This window comes from Serratia montpellierensis (assembly GCF_020858655.1).
GTDB lineage: Bacteria > Pseudomonadota > Gammaproteobacteria > Enterobacterales > Enterobacteriaceae > Serratia > Serratia montpellierensis.
Window position 1 is genome coordinate 312,239 of the sequence record NZ_VOSN01000022.1, and the last position, 25,623, is coordinate 337,861.

At 59.9% G+C, this 25,623-nt stretch carries 25 protein-coding genes; 16 read left to right on the top strand and 9 right to left on the bottom strand.

Annotated elements, in window-relative coordinates:
* Positions 1–3 precede the first annotated feature (3 nt).
* The 16 genes from ihfA (at position 4) to FUU19_RS23805 (ending at position 16,271) form a co-directional block, all read left to right on the top strand.
* A complete protein-coding gene (ihfA, locus tag FUU19_RS23730) occupies positions 4–300 on the top strand; it encodes an integration host factor subunit alpha (RefSeq protein ID WP_004931414.1) in 297 nt (98 codons plus the stop codon).
* A gap of 552 nt (positions 301–852) precedes the next feature.
* Positions 853–1,269 carry a DUF2502 domain-containing protein gene (locus tag FUU19_RS23735; protein WP_049271951.1) on the top strand — a complete coding sequence of 139 codons (417 nt, stop codon included), beginning with the start codon at positions 853–855 and terminating at the stop codon, positions 1,267–1,269.
* A gap of 179 nt (positions 1,270–1,448) precedes the next feature.
* The gene (gene btuC / locus FUU19_RS23740) at positions 1,449–2,456 is read left to right on the top strand and encodes a vitamin B12 ABC transporter permease BtuC (RefSeq protein WP_230490505.1); all 1,008 of its coding nucleotides are present in this window, start codon (positions 1,449–1,451) and stop codon (positions 2,454–2,456) included.
* 45 nt (positions 2,457–2,501) lie between these two features.
* Entirely contained in the window at positions 2,502–3,053 is a 552-nt protein-coding gene (locus FUU19_RS23745; RefSeq protein ID WP_141969151.1) for a glutathione peroxidase, read from the top strand.
* Positions 3,054–3,058: 5 nt separating this feature from the next.
* Complete coding sequence (gene btuD, locus FUU19_RS23750; RefSeq protein ID WP_197833878.1) at positions 3,059–3,814, top strand: vitamin B12 ABC transporter ATP-binding protein BtuD; 756 nt, start codon at positions 3,059–3,061, stop codon at positions 3,812–3,814.
* Positions 3,815–4,215: 401 nt separating this feature from the next.
* Positions 4,216–5,370 (top strand): UDP-4-amino-4-deoxy-L-arabinose aminotransferase, encoded by a 1,155-nt coding sequence (gene arnB / locus FUU19_RS23755; protein WP_141969147.1) that lies wholly within the window; start codon positions 4,216–4,218, stop codon positions 5,368–5,370.
* On the top strand, positions 5,357–6,337 hold the full coding sequence (gene arnC / locus FUU19_RS23760; protein WP_033642884.1) for an undecaprenyl-phosphate 4-deoxy-4-formamido-L-arabinose transferase: 981 nt from the start codon (positions 5,357–5,359) through the stop codon (positions 6,335–6,337). Before arnB ends, arnC begins: the two co-directional genes overlap by 14 nt.
* Positions 6,337–8,319: a bifunctional UDP-4-amino-4-deoxy-L-arabinose formyltransferase/UDP-glucuronic acid oxidase ArnA gene (gene arnA / locus FUU19_RS23765; RefSeq protein WP_047730733.1), complete on the top strand. Its 1,983-nt coding sequence runs from the start codon at positions 6,337–6,339 to the stop codon at positions 8,317–8,319. Before arnC ends, arnA begins: the two co-directional genes overlap by 1 nt.
* Positions 8,316–9,221 carry a 4-deoxy-4-formamido-L-arabinose-phosphoundecaprenol deformylase gene (arnD, locus tag FUU19_RS23770; protein WP_043143382.1) on the top strand — a complete coding sequence of 302 codons (906 nt, stop codon included), beginning with the start codon at positions 8,316–8,318 and terminating at the stop codon, positions 9,219–9,221. Before arnA ends, arnD begins: the two co-directional genes overlap by 4 nt.
* The gene (gene arnT, locus FUU19_RS23775; RefSeq protein ID WP_230490506.1) at positions 9,218–10,882 is read left to right on the top strand and encodes a lipid IV(A) 4-amino-4-deoxy-L-arabinosyltransferase; all 1,665 of its coding nucleotides are present in this window, start codon (positions 9,218–9,220) and stop codon (positions 10,880–10,882) included. Before arnD ends, arnT begins: the two co-directional genes overlap by 4 nt.
* Entirely contained in the window at positions 10,879–11,223 is a 345-nt protein-coding gene (gene arnE / locus FUU19_RS23780) for a 4-amino-4-deoxy-L-arabinose-phosphoundecaprenol flippase subunit ArnE (protein WP_141969143.1), read from the top strand. The genes arnT and arnE overlap by 4 nt, the downstream gene beginning before the upstream one ends.
* Positions 11,220–11,612 (top strand): 4-amino-4-deoxy-L-arabinose-phosphoundecaprenol flippase subunit ArnF, encoded by a 393-nt coding sequence (gene arnF, locus FUU19_RS23785; protein WP_025302629.1) that lies wholly within the window; start codon positions 11,220–11,222, stop codon positions 11,610–11,612. Before arnE ends, arnF begins: the two co-directional genes overlap by 4 nt.
* A gap of 174 nt (positions 11,613–11,786) precedes the next feature.
* Positions 11,787–12,251 (top strand): NlpC/P60 family protein, encoded by a 465-nt coding sequence (locus tag FUU19_RS23790; RefSeq protein WP_016927954.1) that lies wholly within the window; start codon positions 11,787–11,789, stop codon positions 12,249–12,251.
* Between the two features lie 59 nt (positions 12,252–12,310).
* Entirely contained in the window at positions 12,311–13,324 is a 1,014-nt protein-coding gene (gene lplA / locus FUU19_RS23795) for a lipoate--protein ligase (RefSeq protein ID WP_197833876.1), read from the top strand.
* Between the two features lie 512 nt (positions 13,325–13,836).
* Entirely contained in the window at positions 13,837–14,568 is a 732-nt protein-coding gene (locus tag FUU19_RS23800; protein WP_230490507.1) for an EAL domain-containing protein, read from the top strand.
* A gap of 260 nt (positions 14,569–14,828) precedes the next feature.
* The gene (locus tag FUU19_RS23805) at positions 14,829–16,271 is read left to right on the top strand and encodes a protein adenylyltransferase SelO (protein WP_230490508.1); all 1,443 of its coding nucleotides are present in this window, start codon (positions 14,829–14,831) and stop codon (positions 16,269–16,271) included.
* A gap of 34 nt (positions 16,272–16,305) precedes the next feature.
* Here the strand turns inward: FUU19_RS23805 and FUU19_RS23810 are convergent, their stop codons facing one another.
* From FUU19_RS23810 to ppsR, 9 genes are all read right to left on the bottom strand, one after another.
* Positions 16,306–17,091: a heme ABC transporter ATP-binding protein gene (locus FUU19_RS23810; protein WP_148875450.1), complete on the bottom strand. Its 786-nt coding sequence runs from the start codon at positions 17,089–17,091 to the stop codon at positions 16,306–16,308.
* Positions 17,084–18,088, bottom strand: coding sequence for a FecCD family ABC transporter permease (locus tag FUU19_RS23815; protein ID WP_048233553.1), 1,005 nt, complete (start codon positions 18,086–18,088; stop codon positions 17,084–17,086). The genes FUU19_RS23810 and FUU19_RS23815 overlap by 8 nt, the downstream gene beginning before the upstream one ends.
* A complete protein-coding gene (locus tag FUU19_RS23820) occupies positions 18,088–18,921 on the bottom strand; it encodes a heme/hemin ABC transporter substrate-binding protein (RefSeq protein WP_230507406.1) in 834 nt (277 codons plus the stop codon). The genes FUU19_RS23815 and FUU19_RS23820 overlap by 1 nt, the downstream gene beginning before the upstream one ends.
* Positions 18,918–19,955, bottom strand: coding sequence for a hemin-degrading factor (locus tag FUU19_RS23825; RefSeq protein ID WP_230490509.1), 1,038 nt, complete (start codon positions 19,953–19,955; stop codon positions 18,918–18,920). The genes FUU19_RS23820 and FUU19_RS23825 overlap by 4 nt, the downstream gene beginning before the upstream one ends.
* 66 nt (positions 19,956–20,021) lie before the next feature.
* Positions 20,022–22,064 carry a TonB-dependent hemoglobin/transferrin/lactoferrin family receptor gene (locus FUU19_RS23830; RefSeq protein WP_230490510.1) on the bottom strand — a complete coding sequence of 681 codons (2,043 nt, stop codon included), beginning with the start codon at positions 22,062–22,064 and terminating at the stop codon, positions 20,022–20,024.
* Between the two features lie 94 nt (positions 22,065–22,158).
* Positions 22,159–22,341 (bottom strand): hemin uptake protein HemP, encoded by a 183-nt coding sequence (gene hemP / locus FUU19_RS23835; protein ID WP_016927944.1) that lies wholly within the window; start codon positions 22,339–22,341, stop codon positions 22,159–22,161.
* 171 nt (positions 22,342–22,512) lie between these two features.
* Positions 22,513–22,998: a glutathione peroxidase gene (locus FUU19_RS23840; RefSeq protein WP_141969127.1), complete on the bottom strand. Its 486-nt coding sequence runs from the start codon at positions 22,996–22,998 to the stop codon at positions 22,513–22,515.
* A 105-nt stretch (positions 22,999–23,103) separates the two neighbouring features.
* Entirely contained in the window at positions 23,104–24,150 is a 1,047-nt protein-coding gene (locus tag FUU19_RS23845; RefSeq protein WP_038871025.1) for a 3-deoxy-7-phosphoheptulonate synthase, read from the bottom strand.
* Between the two features lie 197 nt (positions 24,151–24,347).
* The gene (gene ppsR, locus FUU19_RS23850; protein ID WP_025302640.1) at positions 24,348–25,169 is read right to left on the bottom strand and encodes a posphoenolpyruvate synthetase regulatory kinase/phosphorylase PpsR; all 822 of its coding nucleotides are present in this window, start codon (positions 25,167–25,169) and stop codon (positions 24,348–24,350) included.
* Between the last annotated feature and the right edge of the window lie 454 nt (positions 25,170–25,623).

Genomic DNA, 25,623 nt, shown 5'->3' on the forward strand with positions numbered 1-25,623 from the left:
CCTATGGCGCTTACTAAAGCTGAAATGTCAGAACACCTGTTTGAGAAGCTTGGGCTTAGCAAACGGGACGCCAAAGACCTGGTGGAACTGTTCTTTGAAGAGGTCCGTCGGGCCCTTGAGAATGGCGAACAGGTAAAACTGTCGGGTTTTGGCAACTTTGATCTGCGTGACAAGAACCAACGTCCGGGGCGTAACCCGAAGACCGGCGAAGACATTCCGATTACGGCGCGCCGCGTGGTGACCTTCCGTCCGGGGCAGAAGCTGAAAAGCCGGGTAGAAAACGCCAGCCCGAAAGGGTGAATGACGTGACATCAAAAAAGGCCGCTTGCGCGGCCTTTTTCTTTTTTCGGAAAAATTCAGTTTATTCCTAATGGGCTAAGTAAGAATTAACATTATTCATTAAAACGCCACGGCGAAAATTTATTTTATGTTAATTGCGGAATATTCTTATATCTTATTTTATTTGGTTGATGACCTTATTTGTCGAATCAATAACGGCCGTAATAATGGCCAGGGCCGTCGCCGCGGTGACCGCCGCCCCAATGCGGGCCCCAGCAGCAGGCGCTGAGGCTTGAGGCCAGGGCCACAACGGCCAGCAACATACCTATACGTTTAATCATTTTATTATCCTCCGGTGGGAATCCATTTAATTATAATTGCTGCTCAGCTTGAGAGACGTCAGTTATTCGTTAAACCTTGTCAGTGGTTATGATAATTAAAGGCGGCGGCAAACAGTGTAGGGATTGTGTAAGGCCGTCGAAAACGATCTGAAAATAGGCATCGATGAGATAGTCGTTAAATAAGCACGCTGATATAACCACTGCAGCAAGAAAAATAGAGTGAGAAGGTAAAATGAAAAAGATCCTGTTGCTGGTGTGTTTCCCGCTGTTGCTGCCGCTGGCGGCGCAGGCCGATGTGTCCGTCGATATTAACGTGCCGGGCGTTTCCCTGCATCTGGGGGATCAGGACCGTCGCGGCTACTACTGGGATGGCTACGACTGGCGTCCACCGCAGTGGTGGCATGCGCACCAGGGCCGCGGTCTGGGTGAGCGCAATGCGCGCGGTTTGTACTGGGACGGCGGACGCTGGCAACCTTCGCCGCCGCGTGGCTATGAGCATCGCGAGCCGGAACGCAGCGGCAATCCGTTCCACGGCGATCGCGATAATCGTGACCGCGATCGCCGTCATGACGATCGGGGTGACCATGACCGGCGCGATGACGGCCGTGGTCAGCCTTATCCTCCGGGCAACGCCGGCCCGCATCGTTAATCCCTGAGTTTATCGGCGGCTGGTTTTGCCATCATCATGGTGATGACGGGCAGGGCCAGCCGCTGCTTTCCTGCTCCATCGCCTACGCAAGGCTTCCCCTTGCGGCGTTAACCCCCTAATATTCGACTCAGACGTCAATTATCCGGCCACGACAGCGGCCGGCAGGGAACCGCCGCGCCATGCCAACCAGCCGTACTTTCACCTTACTGTTGCAACATCAGCGCTACCGCGATAAACGCCAGATCACTCTGCTGGCGCTGGGCGTGACGGTGGCGTTGCTGTTCAGCCTCTGCGCCGGTGACCAATGGATATGGCCGTCAGCGTGGTTCAGCGATCGGGCGCAGCTGTTCGTTTGGCAACTGCGTTTACCGCGCGCGCTGGCGGTGATGCTGGTCGGCGCCGCCCTGGCGGTGGCGGGCGCGGTGATGCAGGCGCTGTTTGAAAACCCGCTGGCGGAGCCCGGTCTGCTGGGGGTGGCTAACGGCGCCGGCGTCGCGCTGGTCTTGACCGTGCTGTTAGGGCACGGTTTGTTGCCGGTGGCGCTGATGAGCGCCGCCGCGATAGCCGGTGCGCTGGCGATGACCTTTTTGCTGCTGGGCTTCGCTCGGCGCCGGCGCCTGACCAATGCGCGGCTGTTGCTGGTTGGCGTGGCGCTGGGCATCGTGTGCAGCGCGCTGATGACCTGGGCGGTCTATTTCAGCACCAGCCTCGATCTGCGGCAGCTGATGTACTGGATGATGGGCGGCTTCGGCGGCGTTGACTGGCGCCAAAAGTGGCTGGTGCTGGCTCTGCTGCCGGTGCTGCTGTGGCTGTGTGGCCAGGGCAAAGCGCTCAACCTGATGGCGCTGGGCGAGGTGCAGGCGCGGCAACTTGGGCTGTCGCTGCATCTGTGGCGTAACCTGCTGGTCCTGGCGATCGGCTGGCTGGTCGGCGTCAGCGTGGCGCTCGCCGGAGTGATTGGCTTTGTCGGGTTGGTGATCCCGCATATTTTGCGGCTCACCGGCCTGACCGACCAGCACTATCTGCTGCCGGCCTGCGCGCTGGCGGGGGCCGGCGTGTTGCTGGTGGCCGATGTGATTGCCCGCGTTGCGCTGCTGGCGGCCGAGCTGCCGATCGGCGTGGTGACTGCCACGCTGGGGGCGCCGCTATTTATCTGGTTACTGACCCGGACAAAGGGCGTAAGGTAGTTTTCTTCATTCACCTGCCATTAAAAAACCAAAGGATGACAACCGATGAGCAAGCCAATCTACAACCTGCCGTTACAGACCATCGAAAACCAGGCGACCACGCTGGGCGCGTACCAGGGCAAGGTGCTGCTGGTGGTCAACGTGGCCTCGGAGTGCGGCCTGACCAAGCAATATGAAGGGCTGGAAGCGCTGTACGAAGCCTATCGCGATCGTGGGCTGGACGTTCTGGGATTCCCGTCCAATGAATTCCTGGGCCAGGAGCCGGGCAGCAACGAAGAGATCCTGGCGTTTTGCCGTGGTACCTTCGGCGTGCAATTCCCGATGTTCGCCAAGATTGAGGTGAACGGCGAACATCGTCATCCGCTATACCAGGCGCTGATCGCCGCGCAGCCGGATGCCGTCGCCCCGGAGGGCAGCGAGTTCCTGGCGCGGATGACCAGCAAAGGGCGTGCGCCTAAGCACGCCGGCGATATTCTGTGGAACTTCGAGAAATTCCTCATCGCGCGCGATGGCACGGTGATCCAGCGCTTCTCGCCTGATACTACGCCGGAAGATCCGGCGCTGGTGGCGGCGGTGAAACAAGCGCTGGCAGGATAAGACGGATGCTGCAACTCGTTGAGGTTGGGGTGGCGGGGCGCCTGGCGCCTTTTTCGGCACAGATTGACGGCGGGTTGCAGGTCCATCTGATCGGCCCAAACGGCGCCGGGAAGAGCACCCTGCTGGCGCGGGTGGCGGGCATGCTGCCGGGGCTGGGCGAGGTCCGTCTGGACGGGCGTGCGCTGGCCGATTATCCGGGGAACGCGCTGGCATGCCGGCGCGGCTATCTCAGCCAGCAACAGCCGCCGGTGTCGCTGATGCCGGTGTTCCAGTATTTGGCGTTGCATCGGCCTGCGGCAGCGGCGCAAACCGATGTGGAACACGCCATTCTCTATTTGTGCCAGCGGCTGAAGCTGGTGGATAAGCTGTCACGCATGCTGACGCAGCTCTCCGGTGGCGAATGGCAGCGGGTGCGGCTGGCGGCGGTGTTACTGCAGGTGTGGCCCAGCGTCAATCCGCACAGCCGGCTGTTGTTGCTGGATGAGCCGACCAACAGTCTGGACGTGGCGCAGAAAGTCGCGTTGGATCGCCTGCTGCGTGAGTTCTGCCAAAGCGGGCGCAGCGCGCTGGTGTGCGCGCACGATTTGAATCACACCCTACAGCAGGCCGATCGGGTTTGGTTGTTGCACGCCGGGCGGCTGGTGGCACAGGGAGCCACGCGTGAGGTGATGGCACCCGGGCTGTTGTCGCAGATCTATGAAGTGGATTTCCACCTGCAATGGGTGGGGGACCAGCGTTGGATCATGACCCGTACGGCTTAAATCGCGGCGGCGGCGGCGCGCAACGTAAACGAAAACTAAACGTAGTGAATATAAATAGCCGGGTAATCATCGGTTAATATTGGGCTGCCTCTCACTTTCTTATCGATTTTCTTGAAAAACGTCGATGACGTGCTACGCTTGATTCGGCAAAAATAAAATACGTAAATAATTATTAATAAATATAATAAATTGATTTTTATAATAATTTTAAATAGATGATGGCGACACCCACCAATCAGTTGACCCACTGATGACAAGTCTCGTCTTAAGGTTTAGTTAAGCTTGCGGCCTTACATTGGCAGTTAATCCACGGAAACGATTCTTCTCTGGCGTTTAATATCCGTTAAACGAAAGGGATTTACAGTGTCATCAAAAGCAGTTCGATACGTTTGGGGTTAACTATGGATCAATTTTTGCCTTTCTCTCGTCCGGCCATCGGCGATGAAGAAATCGCCGCGGTAGAGAAAGTGTTGCGTTCCGGTTGGATCACCACCGGGCCGCAAAACCAGCAGCTGGAAAGCGACTTCTGTTCCACCTTCGGCTGTAAACATGCGATCGCCGTCAGTTCCGCCACGGCGGGCATGCACATCACGCTGATGGCGCTGGGCATCGGCCCCGGCGACGAAGTCATCACCCCTTCGCAAACCTGGGTTTCCACCCTCAACATGATCGAGCTGCTGGGCGCCACGCCGGTGATGATCGACGTTGACCGTGATACGTTGATGGTCAGCGCCGCCGATGTCGAGGCTGCCATCACCCCGAAAACCAAAGCGATTGTTCCGGTGCACTACGCCGGCGCTCCTCTGCAGATGGACGCGCTGCGCGCCGTGGCCGAACGCCACGGCCTGCCTTTGATCGAAGACGCCGCCCATGCGGTCGGCACGCGCTACAACGGCGAGTGGGTCGGCGCGCGCGGCACGGCGATTTTCTCGTTCCACGCGATTAAAAACGTGACCTGCGCCGAAGGCGGCCTGATCGCCACCGACGACGATGCGCTGGCGGATCGCCTGCGTTGCCTGAAGTTCCACGGTCTGGCCGTCGATGCCTTCGATCGTCAGCAGCTTGGCCGCAAACCGCAGGCCGAAGTGGTGGAGCCGGGTTACAAATACAACCTGTCCGACATTCACGCGGCGATCGCCGTGGTGCAGCTGTCGCGCTTCGCTGAGCTGAACGCGCGCCGTAAGGCGCTGGCACAGCGCTACCTGAGCGCGCTGGAAGGCTCGCCGTTCCAGCCGTTGGGCGTGCCGGATTACCCGCATGACCATGCCTGGCACCTGTTTATGGTGCGCGTCGATCCAGCGCGCTGCGGCATCGATCGCGACCAGCTGATGGAGCGCCTGAAAGAGGTCGGCGTCGGCACCGGGCTGCATTTCCGCGCCGCGCATACCCAGAAGTTCTACCGTGAGCGTTATCCGCAGCTTTCCTTGCCGAATACCGAATGGAACTCGGCGCGGCTGTGCACCTTACCGCTATTCCCTGATATGACCGACGCAGACGTGGATCGCGTGGTCAATGCCTTGTCTTCTGTTGTGGAGTCTTTACGTGTCTCGCGTTGAACCGATTAAAAAAGTGTCGATAGTCATCCCGGTATACAACGAGCAGGAAAGTCTGCCGGCGTTGCTGGAGCGTACGACCGCCGCTTGCAAGCAGTTATCTCAACCTTATGAAATCATCCTCGTCGACGATGGCAGCAGCGACAATTCCGCTGACATGCTGACCGCGGCGGCGGAAAAGCCGGACAGCCACGTCATCGCCGTTTTGCTGAACCGCAACTATGGCCAGCACTCGGCGATCATGGCCGGTTTCAATCAGGTGACCGGCGATCTGGTGATTACGCTGGACGCCGATCTGCAGAACCCGCCGGAGGAGATCCCTCGTCTGGTCAGCGTGGCGGAAGAGGGCTATGACGTGGTGGGCACCGTGCGCGCCAACCGTCAAGACTCCTGGTTCCGCAAAAGCGCTTCGCGCGTGATCAACATGATGATTCAACGCGCCACCGGCAAGTCGATGGGGGACTACGGCTGCATGCTGCGCGCCTACCGTCGTCATATCGTTGAGGCGATGTTGCACTGCCACGAGCGCAGCACCTTTATCCCGATTCTGGCGAACACCTTCGCCCGTCGCACGACCGAGATCGACGTGCGTCACGCCGAGCGCGAGTTTGGCGATTCCAAGTACAGCCTGATGAAGCTGATCAACCTGATGTACGACCTGATCACCTGTCTGACCACCACGCCGCTGCGTTTGCTCAGCGTGGTCGGCAGCATCGTGGCGCTGTCCGGGTTTGTATTGGCACTGGTGCTGATTGCGCTGCGTCTGCTGCTCGGCCCTGAATGGGCCGCCGGCGGCGTGTTCACCCTCTTCGCCGTGCTGTTCACCTTTATCGGCGCCCAGTTTGTTGGCATGGGGCTACTGGGTGAATACATCGGCCGCATCTATACCGACGTGCGCGCACGTCCTCGCTATTTTGTTCAGAAAGTGGTCGGCGTACAGCAGGACCACAATACTCAGGAAGAAGAATGATGAAAGCTATTGTATTTGCTTACCATGATATTGGCTGCGCAGGTCTGAAAGCGCTGACTGAGGCGGGTTATGACGTGCAGGCCGTATTTACGCACACCGACGACCCTGGTGAGAACAACTTCTTCTCCTCCGTGGCCCGTTTGGGCGCCGAATTGGATCTGCCGGTCTACGCGCCGGAAGACGTGAACCACCCGCTGTGGGTTGACCGCATTCGCGACCTGCAGCCGGACGTGATCTTTTCGTTCTACTACCGCCACATGCTGAGCGACGAGATCCTGTCGCTGGCACCGCAGGGCGGTTTCAACCTGCACGGTTCGCTGCTGCCGCATTACCGTGGCCGCGCCCCGGTGAACTGGGCGCTGGTGAACGGCGAAACCGAAACCGGCGCCACGCTGCACAAGATGGTGAAACGCCCGGACGCCGGCGACATCGTCGGTCAGCAGAAAGTGACCATCGCCGACAGCGACACCGCGCTGACGCTGCACAAAAAAGTGCTGGAAGCCGCGCAGGCCGTATTGAAAGAGCAGCTGCCGAAGCTGAAGAACGGCACCGCCACCTTCACCAAGCAGGATGAGTCTCAGGCCAGCTACTTCGGCCGTCGCACCGCGGCGGACGGCGAGATCCTGTGGCACAAGTCCGCCAAAGAGATCAACAACCTGGTACGCGCCGTCACTGAACCGTACCCGGGTGCTTTCAGCTACCTCGGCCAGCGCAAGCTGATCGTCTGGCGCTCTCGCGTGCTGGATACCCAACACGACAAGCAGCCGGGTACCGTGCTGAGCACTTCTCCGCTGGTTATCGCCTGTGGCGAAGGCGCACTGGAGATCGTTGCCGGTCAGAACGACAGCGGCCTGTATGTGCAGGGCAGCCGCCTGGCGCAGGAAATGGGCATCGTCACCGACGTGCGTCTGGCCGCCAAGCCGAATGCCGTAATGAAACGCCGCACTCGCGTGCTGATCCTCGGGGTCAACGGCTTCATCGGTAACCACCTGACCGAACGCCTGCTGCGTGACGATCGCTACGACATCTACGGCCTGGACATCGGTTCTGACGCCATCAGCCGCTTCCTTGACAACCCGCGTTTCCACTTCGTGGAAGGCGACATCAGCATCCACTCCGAGTGGATCGAGTATCACATCAAGAAATGCGACGTGGTGCTGCCGCTGGTGGCGATCGCGACGCCGATCGAATACACCCGTAACCCGCTGCGCGTGTTCGAGCTGGACTTCGAAGAAAACCTGAAGATCGTTCGCGACTGCGTGAAATACAACAAGCGCATCATCTTCCCGTCCACCTCAGAAGTGTACGGCATGTGCGACGACAAAGAGTTCGACGAAGACCATTCGCGCCTGATCGTCGGGCCAATCAACAAACAGCGCTGGATCTACTCGGTCTCCAAACAGCTGCTGGATCGGGTGATCTGGGCTTACGGCGCTAAAGAAGGCCTGAAGTTCACGCTGTTCCGTCCGTTCAACTGGATGGGGCCGCGTCTGGATAACCTGGACGCCGCGCGTATTGGTTCTTCCCGTGCCATCACCCAGCTGATCCTCAACCTGGTGGAAGGTTCGCCAATCAAACTGATGGACGGCGGCGCGCAGAAACGTTGCTTCACCGACATCAACGACGGCATCGAAGCGCTGTTCCGCATCATCGAGAACCGCGACGGCCTGTGCGACGGCCAGATCGTCAACATCGGCAACCCGACCAACGAAGCGAGCATCCGCGAGCTGGCAGAAATGCTGCTGGAAAGCTTCAACAACCACCCGCTGCGCGACCGCTTCCCGCCGTTTGCCGGCTTTAAGGACGTTGAGAGCAGCAGCTACTACGGTAAAGGTTACCAGGACGTCGAGCACCGCACGCCGAGCATCAAGAACGCTCACCGCCTGCTGGGCTGGCAGCCGACCATCGAGATGAAGCAAACCGTCGCCGATACGCTGGACTACTTCTTGCGCACTACCGTTCAGGAAGGGAACGGTGCATGAAGAAAGTCGGTCTGCGGGTTGATGTAGATACCTTCAGCGGCACCCGTGAAGGGGTGCCGCAGTTGCTGGACCTGTTCGACAAGTATGACATTCAGGCCAGCTTCTTCTTCAGCGTGGGACCGGACAACATGGGGCGCCATCTTTGGCGCCTTTTGCGTCCGAAATTTCTGTGGAAAATGCTGCGTTCGAACGCCGCCTCGCTGTACGGCCTGGACATTCTGCTGGCCGGCACCGCCTGGCCGGGGCGCAACATTTCACGCGCGTTGGGGCCGCTGATGAAGCGCACCGCCGAAGCCGGCCATGAAGTCGGGCTGCACGCCTGGGATCACCAGGGGTGGCAGGCCAAGGTCGGCAAGTGGAGCGAGGCGCAGCTGACCGAGCAGGTACAGCGGGGCGTCGACGCCCTGAGCGCCAGCACCGGCCAGCCGGTGAAATGCTCCGCCGTGGCGGGCTGGCGTGCCGATACGCGCGTACTGGAGGTCAAGCAACGCTTCGGCTTTCATTACAACAGCGATTGCCGCGGCACCCATCCGTTCCGTCCGGTGCTGAGCGACGGGCGCCACGGCACGGTGCAGATCCCGGTGACGTTGCCGACCTTCGACGAAGTGATCGGCAGCGAAGTCAGCATGGCCGACTTCAACGACTACATTCTGCGCGCCATCGAGAACGATCGCGGCGTGCCGGTGTACACCATTCACACCGAAGTGGAAGGCATGTCGCAAGCGGCGATGTTCGAACAGTTATTGCAACGCGCACGGCAGCAGGGCATCGAATTCTGTCCGCTTAGCGCGCTGTTACCACAAGATTTGGCGTCACTGCCGTTGGGCCGCATCAAGCGTGCTCCTTTCCCCGGCCGCGAAGGTTGGCTGGGTTGTCAAACCGATGTGAAGGACGTTACATGAAGGCGCTAAAAGGATCCTGGGCCATTCTGCTGGCCGTTTTTTTTGCTCTGGTTTACCTGATCCCGCTTAACGGCCGCCTGCTGTGGCAGCCGGATGAGACGCGTTATGCCGAGATCAGCCGCGAAATGCTGCAGCGCGGCGATTGGGTTGTGCCGCACCTGCTGGGGCTGCGCTACTTCGAAAAGCCGGTGGCGGGTTACTGGTTCAATAACATCAGCCAGTGGCTGTTCGGCGAAAACAACTTTGCGGTGCGTTTCGGCTCGGTGTTCAGCACCGGCATGACCGCACTGCTGGTGTTTGCGCTGGCAATGCTGATGTGGCGCAATGCGCGCCGCGCCAGCCTGGCGGCGCTGATATTCCTGTCGATGGTGCTGGTGTTCAGCATCGGCACCTACAGCGTGCTGGATCCGATGATCTCGCTGTGGCTGGCGGCAGCGATGATCAGCTACTACCTGGCGCTGAAAGCCACCTCGGTCAAAGGCAAGCTGGGCGCCTACGCGCTGCTGGGCCTGGCCTGCGGCATGGGCTTTATGACCAAGGGCTTCCTGGCGCTGGCGGTGCCGGTGATCGCGGTGATCCCGATCGTCATCCAGCAACGTCGCATCAAGGATCTGCTGTGCTACGGCCCGGTGGCGATCGTGACCGCCACGTTGCTCAGCCTGCCGTGGGCGCTGGCGATCGCGCAACGTGAACCCGATTTCTGGAATTACTTCTTCTGGGTCGAACATATTCAGCGTTTCGCCGAAGATAACGCCCAGCACAAGGCGCCGTTCTGGTATTACCTGCCGATCCTGCTGGCAGCGGTGCTGCCGTGGCTGGCGCTGCTGCCCGGTGCGCTGCTCAAGGGCTGGCGCGAACGCGTACAGCGCCCGGAGCTGTTCTTCCTGCTGAGCTGGGCGATGATGCCACTGATCTTCTTCAGCATCGCCAAAGGCAAGCTGCCGACCTACATTCTGCCGTGCATGGCACCGCTGGCGCTGCTGATGACCGCCTATGCGGAAGACTACGCCGCCACCCTGCGCGCCCGGTTGTTCAAGGCCAATGCCTGGCTGAACGGCCTGTTCGGGCTGATCGGCATCGTGGCGCTGATGGTGTTGAGCTCCGGCCTGCTGCCGAAAGCCCATCTGTTTACCGCGCAAGAGTGGCCGAAGGTAGTGCTCGGCCTGATCGCCTTCGGCGGTTGGCTGCTGTTCGCGCTGGTCTCCGCACGCGATAACGGTCGTCAATGGCGCTGGGCGGCGGCCTGCCCGGTATTGCTGTGCCTGGTGATCGGCTACGCCATCCCGCAACAGGTGACCGATTCCAAGCTGCCGCAGAACTTCGCGCGCGCCACGATGGCCGAGCTGGGCGACAGCCGTTACGTGCTGACCGACAGCGTCGGGGTAGCGGCCGGTTTGGCCTGGGAACTGAAGCGTAGCGACGTGCTGATGTACAGCCAGAAAGGCGAGGTAGCTTATGGTCTGGAGTATCCGGACGCCAAGGGCCACCTGATCAGCGACGCCGACTTCCCGCAGTGGCTGGCGCAGGCGCGCAAGCAGGGGAACGTGTCGCTGGTGTTGCAGCTGTCCCGTGGCGAAGCGCTGCCGCAGGAGCTGCCTGCCGCAGACAAGGTGGATCGCATGAATCGCCTGGTGCTGATGTGGTATAAACAGCAACCATGATGGGTTTTCTGTTGGTGATAGTGGTCAGCCTGCTCACCTGCGGTGGGCAGCTGTGCCAGAAACAGGCGGCGCACTGTTGGGAACGGGCGGGCGAGGCGCGGCTGAAGCAGACGCTGCGCTGGCTGGCGCTGGCGGTGCTGCTGCTGGGGTTGGGCATGGCGGTGTGGCTCAATGTGCTGCAACGCCTGCCGCTCAGCCTGGCTTACCCGATGCTCAGCCTGAACTTCGTGATGGTGACGCTGGCGGCGCGCTGGCTGTTTCATGAGCCGACAACCGCGCGCCACTGGTGCGGCGTGGCGTCGATTATGTTGGGGATCCTGCTGATGAGCGTGCATTCATGAGGGGCTATGCCTGGGGCGCCGCCAGCGTGTTGCTGGTGACGCTGGCGCAGTTGCTGATGAAGTGGGGCATGGTGCAAATCCCGCTGATGTCGTTCGCCGACGTCTCGTTGGCGTTGATCGGCGACTACTGGCTGCCGCTGTTGGCGGTGGGCGGCGGCATCTTCGGTTATGCGCTGTCGATGCTGTGTTGGTTCTTTGCGCTGCGCTACCTGCCGTTAAACCGCGCTTATCCTCTGCTGAGCGTCAGCTACGCGCTGGTCTATCTGGCGGCGGTGATCCTGCCGTGGTTTAACGAATCCGCTACGCTGCTGAAAACGTTGGGCACGCTGTTTATTCTGTTCGGTGTCGGGCTGATTAACAGCAAATCCGAGACAAAATCGCCGGAATAGGGTCAAAACCGGCGATCCTGCTATTATCTCCCTCATGGCGCTTGCCTTTTTCCCCGTGCGGGAGATAAATTAACGCCAAATAGCGCTCTCCTTACGTGGTGCCGGCTTTGCCTCGCAGGCGGTGGTGGTGTGCCGATTGGCATAATGCGGCAGCGTGTTCAATGAAGGAATATTATGCGGATGCGTGTGTGGTTTTTATTAGCCAGTTTGATCCTCGCCGGCTGCAGCAGCCATGCGCCGCCGCCGAGCGGCCGCCTGGCGGACTCTATCGTGGTGGTGGCCCAGCTCAACGAGCAACTGCGTCAGTGGTACGGCACGCCGTACCGTTACGGCGGCTTGGATCGCGGCGGCGTGGATTGTTCCGGCTTTGTTTACCGCACGTTCCGCGATCGTTTCGACATGCAGCTGCCGCGTTCGACCGAAGAACAAACCTCGCTGGGTACCAAGGTTTCGCGTGATGAGCTGATGCCGGGCGACCTGGTGTTTTTCAAAACCGGCGGCGGTGAGAACGGCCTGCACGTCGGCATATACGATACCAACGACCAATTTATCCACGCCTCGACCAGTCGCGGCGTGATTCGCTCCTCGCTCGATAACGTCTACTGGAAGCGGGTGTACTGGCAGGCGCGACGCATTTAGCCTTAACCCGTTGATTTGGTGTATCATGGCGGCATCACGTATTTTGAACGGTGCCTGCCATGAACAGCCTGCGTTTACTGATCTCCGACTCCTACGACCCCTGGTTTAACCTGGCAGTGGAAGAATGCATCTTCCGCGAGATGACCACGCAAAAAATCCTCTTCCTGTGGCGCAATGCCGAAACGGTCGTGATTGGTCAGTCGCAGAACCCCTGGAAAGAGTGCAACACCCGACGCATGGAGCAGGACGGCATTCGGCTGGCGCGGCGCAGCAGCGGCGGCGGGGCGGTATTTCACGACCTGGGCAATACCTGTTTCACCTTTATGGCCGGCAAACCGGGTTACGACAAAAGCGTCTCGACCGACATCATTCTGCAAGCGCTGCGGCAGCTGGGCGTCACGGCCGGCGCGTCGGGGCGCAACGATCTGGTGATGGAAACCGCCGACGGTCCGCGCAAAATATCCGGCTCGGCCTATAGAGAAACGCAGGATCGCGGTTTTCACCACGGCACGCTGCTGCTGAACGCCGATCTGGAGCGGCTGGCGGACTACCTCAATCCGGATCCTAAAAAGCTACAGGCCAAGGGCATCACCTCGGTGCGTTCGCGCGTCGCCAATTTGGCGGAGTTTTTACCGGGTATCAGCCATGAACAGGTGTGTGAAGCCATCGTGCAGGCCTTTTTTGCCCACTATGGCGAGACGGCCGAGCCCGAGATCATTTCGCCGGACGTATTCCCCGATTTGCCCGATTTTGCCGCGCAGTTCGCCAAACAGAGCAGTTGGGAATGGAACTTCGGCAAGGCGCCGGCGTTCAGCCATCTGCTTAACGAGCGCTTCGTCTGGGGCGGCGTGGATCTGTTCTTCGACGTGGAGAAGGGAACGATTGTTCGTACGCAGGTGTTCACCGACAGCCTGAATCCCGCTCCGCTGCAGCGGTTGGCGGAAGCGCTGGTGGGCTGTGCGTATCGCAGCGAGCCCGTTGCCGCCTGCTGCGATAGACTGATGGCGGATTATCCGCAACAGACGGCCGAATTGACCGAACTGCGGCAATGGCTGAGCGAAACGATCCGCTAGCCGGCGTGGGAGGGTGAAGGGGATGAGCGTGCTCATCCCTTTTTTTATCGCTGAAATCGACGTTTCGCAGGGGCGTAGCGCAGATTTTCTGAAAATCAAGGTGGGCATTTTTTTACGTTTTCAATGCTGAGAATAACGGGCGGAATTGATGTGTTATTAAATTTAATCAGTCATCGTTAACGGCAGGAAAAATCGGCGTTACGGCAGAAAGATTATTTTACTTTATTTAAGATTTTTCTTAAATAAAACAACGGAGATAAGTCAAATTTAGCCCTTCATCCATTCCACTTAAGCCAAATACCTTTTCAGATCACGCGTTGGGCAAGAAAGGTGGCATAAGTTCGGCTGCTTTTCTTTTGCGCCTTTCGCGATTGTCGTATAGCTTTAATCTATCAATTAAATGATATTTCATGGGTATTTGCATTGATATTTCCGATTAATCCCAGAAGGATTGATCGATAAAATATATTGATATACGATGATACGCTAGCCATTCATCCTGTGGCATTAAAATGAACATCCAACTCGAAGCTGACTTTATTAGTAGCTATGTTTTTCAACCCGTTTACTCAATGGAGGGCAGGCTGTTGGCGGTGGAAATGTTGAGCCGTTTCAACAGTCTCGACGGTGATTTAGCCATGCCGGCCGAAATTGGGATTAATTTATTGGCGTCTGAACAAAGGATTGAGTTATTTAATGAGCAATTGAAACTTGCGGAGCGGCATGCGGACTGGTTTACCGGTAACAGCGTGCAGTTGACCATCAATATCGAAGAAACCATCGTCGAGCTTATTCTTTCCGATCCGGCATTGTGCCAATGGATCAGGCAATATCCTTTTATTGCATTCGAAATGAGTGAGAGTTTTCCGAATCTTTCGGCCGGGAAGAACAACCCGAGCGTGCAGCGTTTAAGCGAAATGTTTACGCTGTGGCTCGATGATTTCGGTTCCGGTAAAGCCACCTTGACCGCGCTGTATGATGGTTTGTTTGACTATGTAAAGATAGACAAGCGTTTTTACTGGCAGCTGTTCACCCATCAGGGGTATGACGTGGTCATCGACTCGTTGTTAAAGAATATCAACCTGTTGTGTAAAGGCGTGATCGTCGGAGGAATAGAGAAAAAAGAGTACTTTAATAAACTCAGATACGCCGGTGTTTTAGGCCTGCAAGGTTTTTTATGGCCCAGCGTTGGTGTGGATAATCTGCAAACTTTGCTGGCGAAGCCCAGCGAGTTCAATAATTAAGAAGTGATATAAAAAACTACACACAATGAGGTAAATAATGTGCGGGGTGATGTTTGCCGTGATTCCATCGCCGTTATTCGCCATCGTTTTTTGGCTGATGACACCGTTTTGTCAGCCTGCGTTAAACCGCGTTTCCTCCGCCAGGCGGAAACGCCAAACTCCCCGCATCCGTCCTGGCGACAGGCGGATGCGTTCTCCCTGCATTCCTTCGGTGTTAATCCGCCCGTTCAGGCTCTACACTACGCTGAAACGGAGGGCCTATGCCGCAGTTCGATAACGCTTACTACCAACAGTTACCCGGTTTCTACACCGCCCTGAACCCGACGCCGCTCAAGGATGCACGCCTGCTGTACCACAGCGAGCCGCTGGCGGGCGAGCTGGGGCTGGATGAAAGCTGGTTTACCCAGGATAAAACTCCCATTTGGGCGGGAGAATCGCTGCTGCCCGGCATGCAGCCGCTGGCGCAGGTGTACAGTGGCCATCAGTTTGGCGTGTGGGCCGGGCAACTGGGGGATGGCCGCGGCATTTTACTGGGCGAACAGCTCCTGGCGGACGGCAGCCACCGCGACTGGCATCTGAAGGGCGCCGGGCTGACGCCATATTCACGTATGGGAGACGGCCGCGCGGTGCTGCGTTCGGTTGTCCGCGAGTTTCTGGCCTCCGAGGCGCTGCATCATTTGGGGATCCCGACCACCCGGGCGTTGACCATCGTTACCAGCGGGGAGCCGGTGTTCCGCGAGCAGCCGGAACGCGGCGCCATGCTGATGCGGGTGGCGGAAAGCCACGTGCGCTTCGGCCACTTCGAACACTTTTACTACCGTAAACAGCCGGAGCAGGTGCGGCAGCTGGCGGATTTCGTCATTGCCCGTCACTGGCCGGAGCTGCAGGATCAGGCTGAGCGTTACCTGCTGTGGTTTACCGACGTGGTCGAACGCACGGCGCGCCTGATCGCCCATTGGCAAACCGTCGGTTTCGCTCACGGCGTGATGAACACCGACAACATGTCGATTCTCGGCATCACCATCGACTACGGCCCTTATGGCTTCCTGGACGACTACCAGCCCGGTTATATCTGCAACCACTCCGATCACCAGGGGCGTTACGCCTTCGACAATCAGCCGGCGGTGGCGCTGTGGAACCTGCATCGCCTGGCACAAACCCTGTCTGGGTTGATGACCACCGAACAGCTGCAGCAGGCGCTGGCGGCGTATGAACCGGCGCTGATGCGCGCCTACGGCGAACAGATGCGCGCCAAACTCGGCTTCTTCACGCCGACGGCGCAGGACAACGACGTGCTCACCGGACTGTTGAGCCTGATGGCGCAGGAAGGGCGGGACTATACCCGCACGTTCCGCCTGTTGAGCGACACTGAACAGCAACAGGCGCAGTCGCCACTGCGCGACGAGTTTATCGACCGCGCGGCGTTCGACACCTGGTATCAGCAGTATCGTCAGCGTTTGCAACAGGAGCAGATCAGCGATGCGGAGCGGCAGCGGGCGATGAAGGCGGTGAACCCGCGGCTGATCCTGCGCAACTATCTGGCGCAGCAGGCGATTGAGGACGCGGAGAAAGACGACGTGAGCCGTTTGCAACGGTTGCATCAGGCCCTGCTGCGGCCGTTCGACGATGCGCCGGAGTATGACGATCTCGCCGCGTTGCCGCCGGACTGGGGTAAACATCTGGAGATTTCCTGCTCCAGCTGAGATGAAAAAAGGGCGCTTTATGGCGCCCTTGACGTTATTGACGCAGGTAGACCTGCGGCAGCGACACTTCGGGATGATGCACCACGCCGAGATCGGCCTGATACCAGCGGGTGAGGATCTCCGTCTGCAACACTTCCTGCGGCGTACCGCTCGCCACCAGGCGCCCCTGATGCAACAGCAGGATCCTATCGGCGTACAGCGCCGCCAGATTGAGATCGTGCAGCACGCAGCAGACGCCCAGCGGCTGTTGGCGCGTCAGCGAGCGCAGCAGGCGCAGGGTGTGCTGCTGGTGGTACAGATCCAGCGCCGAGGTCGGCTCGTCGAGAAACAGCCAGGCGGGAGACGGTTGCGGTTGCCACAGCTGCGCCAACACCCGCGCCAGCTGCACCCGCTGTTGTTCGCCGCCGGACAGTTGGCGATAGTCGCGCTGCGCCAGCGCCAGGCAATCGGTCTGCGCCATCACCTGTTGGATCGCCTGATGCTCGTCGCGTTTGCCGTGCGGCGCCCGCCCCATGCTGACCACTTCCTCCACGCTGAACGGAAACGCCAGATCGCTGTACTGGCGCATCACGGCTCGGACTTTGGCCAACTGCTGCGGCGCCCAGTGTTCCAGCGGGCGGTCAAGCAGGCGACATTCGCCGCAGTCCGGCGTCAAATAGCCGGTCAGCAAGCGTAGCAGCGTCGATTTGCCGGCGCCGTTAGGGCCAATAATCGCCACCATTTCACCGCCGGCGAGGCTGAGCGAAACGTCGTTGATCAGGCGGCGCGCACCGAGGCTGTAACGCAGCTCTCGGGCCGTCAGGCAGGCGGCGTTATCCACCGGTTCGCTCCCGCTGGCGCATCACCAGCCACAAGAAGTAAGGACCGCCGATCAGGCTGGTCATTAACCCCACCGGCATTTCGGCCGGCGCCACCAGCGTGCGCGCCAGCGTGTCGCTGACCAGCAGCAGGCAGGCGCCGCCCAGCGCGGAGCAGGGCAGCAGCCAGCGGTGATCGCCGCCGAGGCGCATGCGCACCAGATGCGGCACCACCAAACCGACGAAGCCGATCACGCCGCTCATCGCTACCGCCGCGCCAATCAGCAGGGCGCTCAGCAGCAGCAGCTGCAGCTTGGCGCGCTGGACGTTCACCCCGAGGTAGTGGGCCTCTTCGTCCCCCAGCTGCAACAGGTTCAGCCGGCGCGCCTGCAGCAACGTCAGCAGCGCGGCGGGCAGGATCAGCGAGGCGGAAACGGCCAGCGTCGGCCACTGTGACTGGCTGAGGCTGCCCATCATCCACAGCGAGAACTGGCGCAGCTGTTGATCGCTGCTGACGTAGGAGAGCACGCCGATGGCCGCCATGCACAGGGCGTTGATGGCGATGCCCGCCAGCAACAGCCGCGACAGATTGCCGTGCCCGCTGCGGCTGATGCCGTAGATCAATAGCGACACCAGCAGGCTGCCGAGGAACGCCGCCAGCATATGGCCGTACAGCGCGATCGTCACCGGCAACGCCAGCGGCATCACGATGAACAGGGCGACAAACAGCGCGCCGCCGCTGCTGATGCCCAGCAGGCTCGGATCCGCCAGCGGGTTGCGGAACAGCCCCTGCATCACCGCGCCGGACACCGCCAATGCGCAGCCGATCACTACCGCCAGCAGCACGCGCGGCAGACGAATGTTCAGCCAGATGTGCCAGGCGGCGTCGCTGAAGGGTTCGCGCCACAGGGTGCGAAACGACAGCGTCAGCGCGCCCAGGTTGGCGGCGACCAGGGCCAGCAACGTCAGCAGCACCAGCAGGCCGATGATGGCCAACTGAGGCGAGGTGCGACAGCGCATTACTTTTGCTCCGCCGCGTGGCGCAGTTTGGCCAGCGCCGCGGGCGTTTCCAGACCGAAGCCCAGCAGCGCCATGTCATCGACGATCAGTACGCGGCGCTGCTTGCCTGCCGGCGTCAACGCCAGGCCCGGCAGCGTCCACAGCTGCTGTTCGCCGCCGAGGGTGCGCACGCCGTCGGTGGTGACCAGCAACAGGTCCGGCGCGCTGGCGATGACGCCTTCCTGCGACAGAGGACGATAGCGGTCAAAACCCTGCATGGCGTTTTTCAATCCGGCGGCGGCGATCACCGCGTCGGCGGCCGTGTGTTGCCCGGCGGCCATCGGCGTAATGCCGCCGTGGCTCATCACAAACAGCACCTTGACCGGCAGCGGAGAGGTGTCGACCGCCGCCAGCTGTTGTTGATAGCGCTCGCTCAGCTGTTTGCCTTGCCCATCACGCTGCAGCGCGGCGGCGATCACGGCGATTTTCTGCGGCACCGCCTGCAGGGTGGTGTCACCCGGCACGCTGACCACTTTGACGCCGCTGTCCGCCAGCTGTTTGAGCACCAGCGCCGGCTGCGCCAGCTCGGTCGTCAGCACCAGCGTCGGTTTGAGAGCCAAAATGCCTTCGGCGTTCAGTTGGCGCATGTAGCCGACGTCCGGCAGCTTTTTCACCGCCTCCGGATGCAGACTGGTGCTGTCACGGGCGATCACGTCGTCGCCGGCGCCGAGCGCGAAGGCGATTTCCGTCACGTCGCCGCCGATCGAGACGATGCGCTGCGCCGCCGCCGCCGCGGTGAGCGGCAGCGCCAGCGTCATCATCAGCGTCAGGCGGCGGATCAAGGAAGATTTCATGCGGCGATGTCCTTGGCGGCGAGCGCGGCAACCTGCTCGCGCCACTGGGTTTGTTCCGGCTGCCCTTCGGTACGCTGGCCATACAGCTGCGCAATCTGCGTGCCATCGGCGGCGAACAGCTCCAGGCTGGTGACGATACCGTCCTTGGTCGGTTTGCGGGTGATCCAGCTTTCGGCGATGGCGTCTTCGATCAGGTGCAGCGTGAAGCGGCGGTTGAACACGTTGATCCAGCCTTCCTGCGGCATCAAACGTTCGATCTGGCCGGTGAAGATCTGCACGCAGCCGCGGTTGCCGACGAAGATCATGATCTCGTTTTGCTGCTGCTGCGCCGCTTCCAGCAGCTGCGACAGTGCGCGGTTGTCCACCTGATAGGCCAGATCGTCGCCGACGGCGCGGAACGCCTGCTGGCGCGTCAGTTTGTTGCGGCTCAGCAGCTGGAAGAACTGGTGAACGTCGGTCATCGCGCGCCATTCACCGTCGATTTTGGCATGATCCTGCGTCGTTTCATCCGCGGTGCTCACCTCGGCGGGTTGCAGCGCCAGCGCTGGGTTTTCTTCGCTCAGGTGGCGCTCCACCAGCGCCATCCAGGCCGGCAGATCGGTCTCTTCGGTGGTGTAGACCTTGTGCAGCGCATCGCCCTGTTGGTCGAAGAACTGGATGCTGTGGCGCACGCCGCGCTTGTTGGTTTCGCTCATGGCGAAAACGCTGGTCCAGTGGTTGAGGAACAGGCGCAGATCCAGCTCGCGCGGGTTGAGGATCAGCCCGGCGTGGCCGTTGAGGTGCTGGTTGCGGTAGCGGCCCATCTGCTCATGCACCGCATAGCTGTTGCGGGTGATGGACTTGGTGACGCCGACCTGCTCAAGCTCGGTCAGCAGGGTGCGCGCATCGGCCAGCAGGCGGCGGGTGTCGTGGCCGACGCGGGCGTGCGTCAGCTCCGCTTCGCTGACGCCAAGGATCGCCGCCAGATCGCGGGCGTATTTGCCGGGGTGATCGATTTTAGCCTGTTGGTAGCGTTCGTATAGGGTGTTGCTCATGCGGGATTCTCCTGCGCTGTGATGCGAACGGCGGACAACCGGGTTGTCCGCCAGATAGTCAAATGATTACCACTGGTAGCTGACCAGCAGTTTGGCGTTGCGGCCATCCTGCGGGACGCCCTGCGGCGAGTAATATTCTTTGTCGAAGGCGTTGCCCAGCACCACGGTGGTGGTCATACCCTGCAGCCGATCGCGGCCCTTGTAGCTCAGATAGAAGTCGTTGACGCCGTAGCCGCCTTGCTCCGGCGTCCCCGTTTGGACACGGGTGGCGCGCTCGGCGAAGGTGGCGACCCAGCCGGCGGACAAACCGGTTTCTCCCAGCGGCACGTCCAGCGAACTGGTAACGGTATCCGGGCTGATGTCGGCCAGCCAATCGCCGCTTTTCGCGTTCAATTCGCCATTGCGAGACTTGTCCTTGCCGCGTGTGCGGTTGTAAGCCAGATCCCAGTTAAACCACTTGGTCTGGTAGTTCAGCGAGGTGTCCCAACCCCAAATCTTGGCGCGAGAGATATTCGCTGAGGCGGTCTGCGTGCGGGTGACATACATGAAGATGTAGTCTTTGGCGTCGGTATCGAAATAACTGGCCTTGAATTGCAGGCTGTCATCCGCCAGCAGCAGATCGTCGAAGCGCAGGCCGAAACCGGCTTCGGTGGTGCTGGTGGTTTCCGGCCGCAGATTCGGGTTAGGCACCCAATAGTTGCCGGGGAAGTGGCGCGAATCGTTGTACATCTCGCCCATGGTCGGGGCACGGAAGGCTTGGGAATAGGAGCCGAACAGCATCAGCCAGTCGGTCGGCGAGTAGCTCAGGGCCCCGCGGGACGACCATTTGTCGGCCTTGACGTCTTCGTGGCCCTGGCTGCTGCCTTTGTAATCGTCGTAGCGCGTGCCGGCCAGCACGGTGATCGGAATGTCGCGCAGCGTAATTTCATCCTGCAGCCAGCCGGAGGCGAAGTTGATCTTGGCCTGCGGGAAGCTGGTGGTGGCGCCGCCCGGCTGCTGTTTCTGTTCATAGACTTCGGAGCCGTAGGTCAGCAGGTGTGACGCAAAACTGTCGGCGAACAGACGCGTACGGTTTTCCAGCTTGCCGCCGTTGGTGGTCTGCTTGCGGAATTCGTCGGTCGCACCGGCGTTGTGCGCATTGATTTTGACTTCCGAGGTGTACAGCTTGGCGGTGGCGTCCAGCCAATCCTGGCCGACCGGCTTGAGCTTATAGCTCAGAGCGGCATCGCGCTGGATGGTGGAGCGGTTGGTCATCGGGTTGCCGCTCGAGCTGTCCGGCGTCTGCGGGTTTTTCGGTTCCTGGGCGCTGTTGTTGTAGTAGCGCAGATCGCCGCTCAATGACTGATTGTCGTCGATTTTCCAGGTGCCTTTGGCCAGCACGTTGCTGATGGTTTCGTCGTTTGGCGCATCGAAGCCGTTGCCCTGACGCAGATTGCCGACGTCGCGAGTACCGAACGACAGCAGGCCGTCGAGGTTATCGGTCTTGCCGTAGGCGCTGGCGCCCATGCCCAGGCTGTGATCGCCGGTGCCGGCAGTGCCGTAGACGCGGAACCCGGTATCGTGGCCCGGCAGCAGCAGATCGGCGGCATCGACGGTTTCGTAGGCGATGACGCCGCCCAGTGCGCCGCTGCCGTACAGCAACGCAGAGGGGCCACGCACGATTTCAATGCGCTTGACCAGCGCCGGATCGAGGAAGGTGCCGCCGATGTGGCCGGTATCGGTCCCCTGGCGGATGCCGTCGACCAGCGTCAGCACGCCGTTTTTGCCGTAGCCGCGCATCGTCACGTCCTGACCGTTGCTGCGCCCGGTGCCGTTGACGGTGATGCCCGGCACGCGGCGCAACATATCGGCGGCCGAGGTGGCGGTCTGGCTTTCCGGCGAGTTGCCTTCGATCACCGTGACCATCATCGGCGCTTCAAAGCTGCTGCGTTGGTTGCCGGTGGCGACCACGGTCATGGTCTCGTCGGCGGCTTTGGCTTTTTTGGCCGCTGCCGCGTTGGAAGAGGATGTTGTGCTGGTGTTTTGTGCCAAGGCCACCGTAGGCAGAGCGCAGGCAATCGCCAGACTCAAAGCGGAAAAACGCAGCCGGGTGGAAAATGTCAGAGGCATGGTGCAACTCTCCGTATGTAATAAAACATATCAATAGATTTGCTGGCTGCCTGGATCAAAAGATCGGGGTGGCTGGCGTTTGAGGATTCTGTGGTTATTTGGTCAGGATCAATTTCCCGGCTTTGGTCTGCCGCAGCTGATAGCGCTGGCCCTGATGGGTAATGAACGCGATGCCGTCGGCACCGAGCAGCTGTGCGCTGTCGTAGCTGGGCGGCGCGTTTGCGCTGTGCTCGGTCGGGGCCGCGGCGGCGGGGGTAGGCGTGTTGGCAGTATCCATCATCATTGTGCTTATAAAACAGACCATTAAATGGTAATTAATATCAAACTGAGAATCATTATCATGTGAAGGAAAGGTTACATCAAGGAAAATTTTCTTACCGATGGAACCTTTTTGTCGAATGGACATCCGGCGGCGGGCCGAGCGCACTCGGCCCGTAAAAAAGGGGCGTTATTTCAGCAGGGTTTCGATGCGGTCAAACAGACGTTCGGGCTTGGTGATCGGTGCAAAACGCGTGACGCGCTGGCCGTCGGCGGTGAGCAGGAACTTGGTGAAATTCCACTTGATGCGGCGGCTGCCCAGAATGCCGGGCGCCAGGCGTTTCAGCTCATTGAACAGCGGGTGTGCGCCGGGACCGTTAACGTCTATCTTGTTGAACAGCGGGAAACTGACGCCGTAGTTGAGGCTGCAAAAATTGGCGATCTCCAGTGGACTGCCCGGCTCCTGAGAACCAAACTGGTTGCAGGGGAAGCCGAGCACCACCAGGCCGCGTTCACGATAGTATTGCCACAAATTTTCCAGCCCGCGGTATTGCGGGGTGAAGCCGCACTTGCTGGCGGTGTTGACCACCAGATAAGCGCGCGCCGGGAAATCTCCCAGCGTTTTTTGCTCGCCCTGCAGCGTGACGCAGGGGATGGATAACAGAGAGTGAATCATGCCGGGGCTCCAGGTGCATTTCGGCGGGTGCTAAAGTGTTGCGATCAGTATAGATGAGCGGGGCAGAAGGAATAAAGCCGGGGCGTGGCCCCGGCCTCTACTGGGTTAGAAACGGCTATCGACCGCATCCGCCAGCATCGCCAGCAGCTGTTCGCTGTCGGACCAGCTCAGGCAAGGATCGGTGATCGACTGGCCATAGGTCAGCGGCTGGCCGGCGACGATTTTTTGCGTGCCTTCCACCAGGAAGCTTTCCGCCATCACGCCGGTGATGGCGGCGGAGCCGGCGCGGATCTGCTGGCAGACATTGTCGGCCACTTCCAGCTGGCGGCGGTGCATCTTCTGGCAGTTGCCGTGGCTGAAGTCGATCACCAGGTGTTCAGGCAGATCGAACTCGCGCAGGCTGTCGCAGGCGGTGGCGATGTCGCTGGCGTGGTAGTTCGGCGTTTTGCCGCCGCGCATGATGATGTGGCCATACGGGTTGCCGCTGGTCTGGTAGATGGTCATCTGGCCATGTTTGTCCGGCGACAGGAACATGTGCCCGGCGCGCGCCGCGCGAATGGCGTCGATGGCGATGCGAGTGTTGCCATCGGTGCCGTTTTTGAAGCCGACCGGGCAAGAGAGCGCCGAAGCCATTTCACGGTGGATCTGGCTTTCGGTGGTGCGTGCGCCGATGGCACCCCAGCTGATCAGATCGGCGATGTATTGGCCGACCACCATGTCCAGAAATTCGGTGGCAGTCGGCAGACCGAGCTGGTTCACTTCCAGCAGCAGGCGGCGCGCCATTTCGATGCCGCGGTTGACCTGGAAAGTGCCGTCCAGCGCTGGATCGGAGATCAGACCTTTCCAGCCGACGACGGTGCGCGGTTTTTCGAAGTAGGTGCGCATCACGATCTCCAGGCGATCCTGGTAGCGTTCGCGCAGGGCGTTCAGCCGGCCAGCGTAATCGACGGCGGCGTCGAGATCGTGGATGGAGCAGGGGCCGATCACCACCAACAGGCGGCGGTCTTCACCGGTGAGGATTTTTTCAATGCGTTTTCGTGACGCTGTCACGTTATCGGCAACGGCCGCCGAGATCGGCAGCTTGTCCGCCAACGCTTGCGGCGTGACGAGGCTGTCGATGCGCGCGGTCCGCAGTTCATCTGTTTTGTACATGCTGTTCCCTGGAAACTGTTCTTCTCTGCGGCAGGAGTGCCGGGAAGTGATGGCGATCACAATAACGCAAAAAGCGCTGAATTCAACCGTAGAGATTGCGTTCTGTTGATCAAAGCCGCGAAAAAAAGCACAAAAAAATCAGCTATTGCTGAAATAAACGCCAGGCGGCGGGGCGCGACGGCCCCGCGGGAAAAAGATCAGAACATGCGGCGGCTCATACCGAGGATATCGAGGATTTTGGTGGAGATCTCTTCGACCGAATAGTTGGTGGTATTGAGGTAGCGGATCTGATTTTTGCGGAACAGCGCCTCGACTTCGGCGATCTCCATGCGGCACTGGCGCAATGAGGCGTAACGGCTGTTTTCGCGCCGTTCTTCGCGGATCGCCGCCAGGCGCTCCGGATCGATGGTCAGACCGAATAATTTATGCTGAAACGGTTTCAGCGAAGCCGGCAGGTGCAAATTGTCCATATCGTCGGCGATAAACGGGTAGTTGGCGGCGCGGATGCCGAACTGCATCGCCAGATAGAGACTGGTGGGGGTTTTGCCGCAGCGCGACACGCCGAGCAGGATCACCTGCGCCTGATCGAGGTTGCGCAGCGAAATGCCGTCATCGTGCGCCAGGGTATAGTCGATGGCGGCGATGCGCGCATCGTACTTGCCGAGGTTGCTGGCGGTCAGGCCGTGGGTGCGGTTCGGCACCGGCGTCGGTTCCACGTCCAGCTCGCCCTGCAGCGGGCCGACCAGCGCCTGCACGATATCCTGACAGAAGCCCTGGCTCTGGACGATCACATCGCGCACTTCCGGCGAGATGATGGAGTAAAACACCAGCGGCCGCACGCCGGTTTCATTATAAATATCATCGATTTGTTGGCGAACTGCGCGTGCACGGGCCTCGGTTTCGACAAATGGCAAGGTGTACGTGGTTGCCGTGACCGGGAACTGCGACAGCACCGCGTGCCCCAGCACTTCGGCGGTGATCGCCGTACCATCCGAAATATAAAAAACGCTTCTTTCCACCCGAGGCTCCTTACCTGAAAACGGTGTTCCTGCAGTTGATCACTGCCAATATCATGAGCTGCAGACGATTCGTCGGTAAAGGGGTGAGGGAAAAAATTGTGACGGCGCGGCGGTAAACCGCCTTGCGGCGGCGCGTGAAGAAAAGCGCGCTTTGGCGGCGGTAAAAATCGTGGCGCAGCGACGCTTTTCGATCCGAAATGCCAATTTGCCGCTATTTTCACCAAAAACGGTAGCGTTTGCGTGGTCATTAAAACAGAAGTTTAAAAACAACGTAATTTGTTGAGAACTAAGCTTTTCGTGCGATTGGGAACGGTTCCCAGGCAAATCAGCCGGTTAGGACATTCTCTTAAAAACCACTTTCTTCAGTGGGTTGATCGATTCACCTTTCCATTTTCCCCAGATCAGTGTGCTAGTCTGATTCGGCTCCGTGTTAGCGGCGCCGTAAAGCAAGCGA

Coding starts and splice junctions, on each gene's coding strand:
- arnB (WP_141969147.1), top strand. CDS start 4,216: ATGGATCAATTTTTGCCTTTCTCTCGTCCGGCCATCGGCGATGAAGAA.
- arnF (WP_025302629.1), top strand. CDS start 11,220: ATGAGGGGCTATGCCTGGGGCGCCGCCAGCGTGTTGCTGGTGACGCTG.
- FUU19_RS23735 (WP_049271951.1), top strand. CDS start 853: ATGAAAAAGATCCTGTTGCTGGTGTGTTTCCCGCTGTTGCTGCCGCTG.
- FUU19_RS23800 (WP_230490507.1), top strand. CDS start 13,837: ATGAACATCCAACTCGAAGCTGACTTTATTAGTAGCTATGTTTTTCAA.
- arnA (WP_047730733.1), top strand. CDS start 6,337: ATGAAAGCTATTGTATTTGCTTACCATGATATTGGCTGCGCAGGTCTG.
- arnT (WP_230490506.1), top strand. CDS start 9,218: ATGAAGGCGCTAAAAGGATCCTGGGCCATTCTGCTGGCCGTTTTTTTT.
- FUU19_RS23830 (WP_230490510.1), bottom strand. CDS start 22,064: ATGCCTCTGACATTTTCCACCCGGCTGCGTTTTTCCGCTTTGAGTCTG.
- lplA (WP_197833876.1), top strand. CDS start 12,311: ATGAACAGCCTGCGTTTACTGATCTCCGACTCCTACGACCCCTGGTTT.
- btuD (WP_197833878.1), top strand. CDS start 3,059: ATGCTGCAACTCGTTGAGGTTGGGGTGGCGGGGCGCCTGGCGCCTTTT.
- FUU19_RS23790 (WP_016927954.1), top strand. CDS start 11,787: ATGCGGATGCGTGTGTGGTTTTTATTAGCCAGTTTGATCCTCGCCGGC.
- FUU19_RS23825 (WP_230490509.1), bottom strand. CDS start 19,955: ATGAGCAACACCCTATACGAACGCTACCAACAGGCTAAAATCGATCAC.
- FUU19_RS23805 (WP_230490508.1), top strand. CDS start 14,829: ATGCCGCAGTTCGATAACGCTTACTACCAACAGTTACCCGGTTTCTAC.
- btuC (WP_230490505.1), top strand. CDS start 1,449: ATGCCAACCAGCCGTACTTTCACCTTACTGTTGCAACATCAGCGCTAC.
- arnD (WP_043143382.1), top strand. CDS start 8,316: ATGAAGAAAGTCGGTCTGCGGGTTGATGTAGATACCTTCAGCGGCACC.
- FUU19_RS23815 (WP_048233553.1), bottom strand. CDS start 18,088: ATGCGCTGTCGCACCTCGCCTCAGTTGGCCATCATCGGCCTGCTGGTG.
- arnE (WP_141969143.1), top strand. CDS start 10,879: ATGATGGGTTTTCTGTTGGTGATAGTGGTCAGCCTGCTCACCTGCGGT.
- FUU19_RS23820 (WP_230507406.1), bottom strand. CDS start 18,921: ATGAAATCTTCCTTGATCCGCCGCCTGACGCTGATGATGACGCTGGCG.
- FUU19_RS23745 (WP_141969151.1), top strand. CDS start 2,502: ATGAGCAAGCCAATCTACAACCTGCCGTTACAGACCATCGAAAACCAG.
- FUU19_RS23840 (WP_141969127.1), bottom strand. CDS start 22,998: ATGATTCACTCTCTGTTATCCATCCCCTGCGTCACGCTGCAGGGCGAG.
- FUU19_RS23845 (WP_038871025.1), bottom strand. CDS start 24,150: ATGTACAAAACAGATGAACTGCGGACCGCGCGCATCGACAGCCTCGTC.
- ihfA (WP_004931414.1), top strand. CDS start 4: ATGGCGCTTACTAAAGCTGAAATGTCAGAACACCTGTTTGAGAAGCTT.
- hemP (WP_016927944.1), bottom strand. CDS start 22,341: ATGGATACTGCCAACACGCCTACCCCCGCCGCCGCGGCCCCGACCGAG.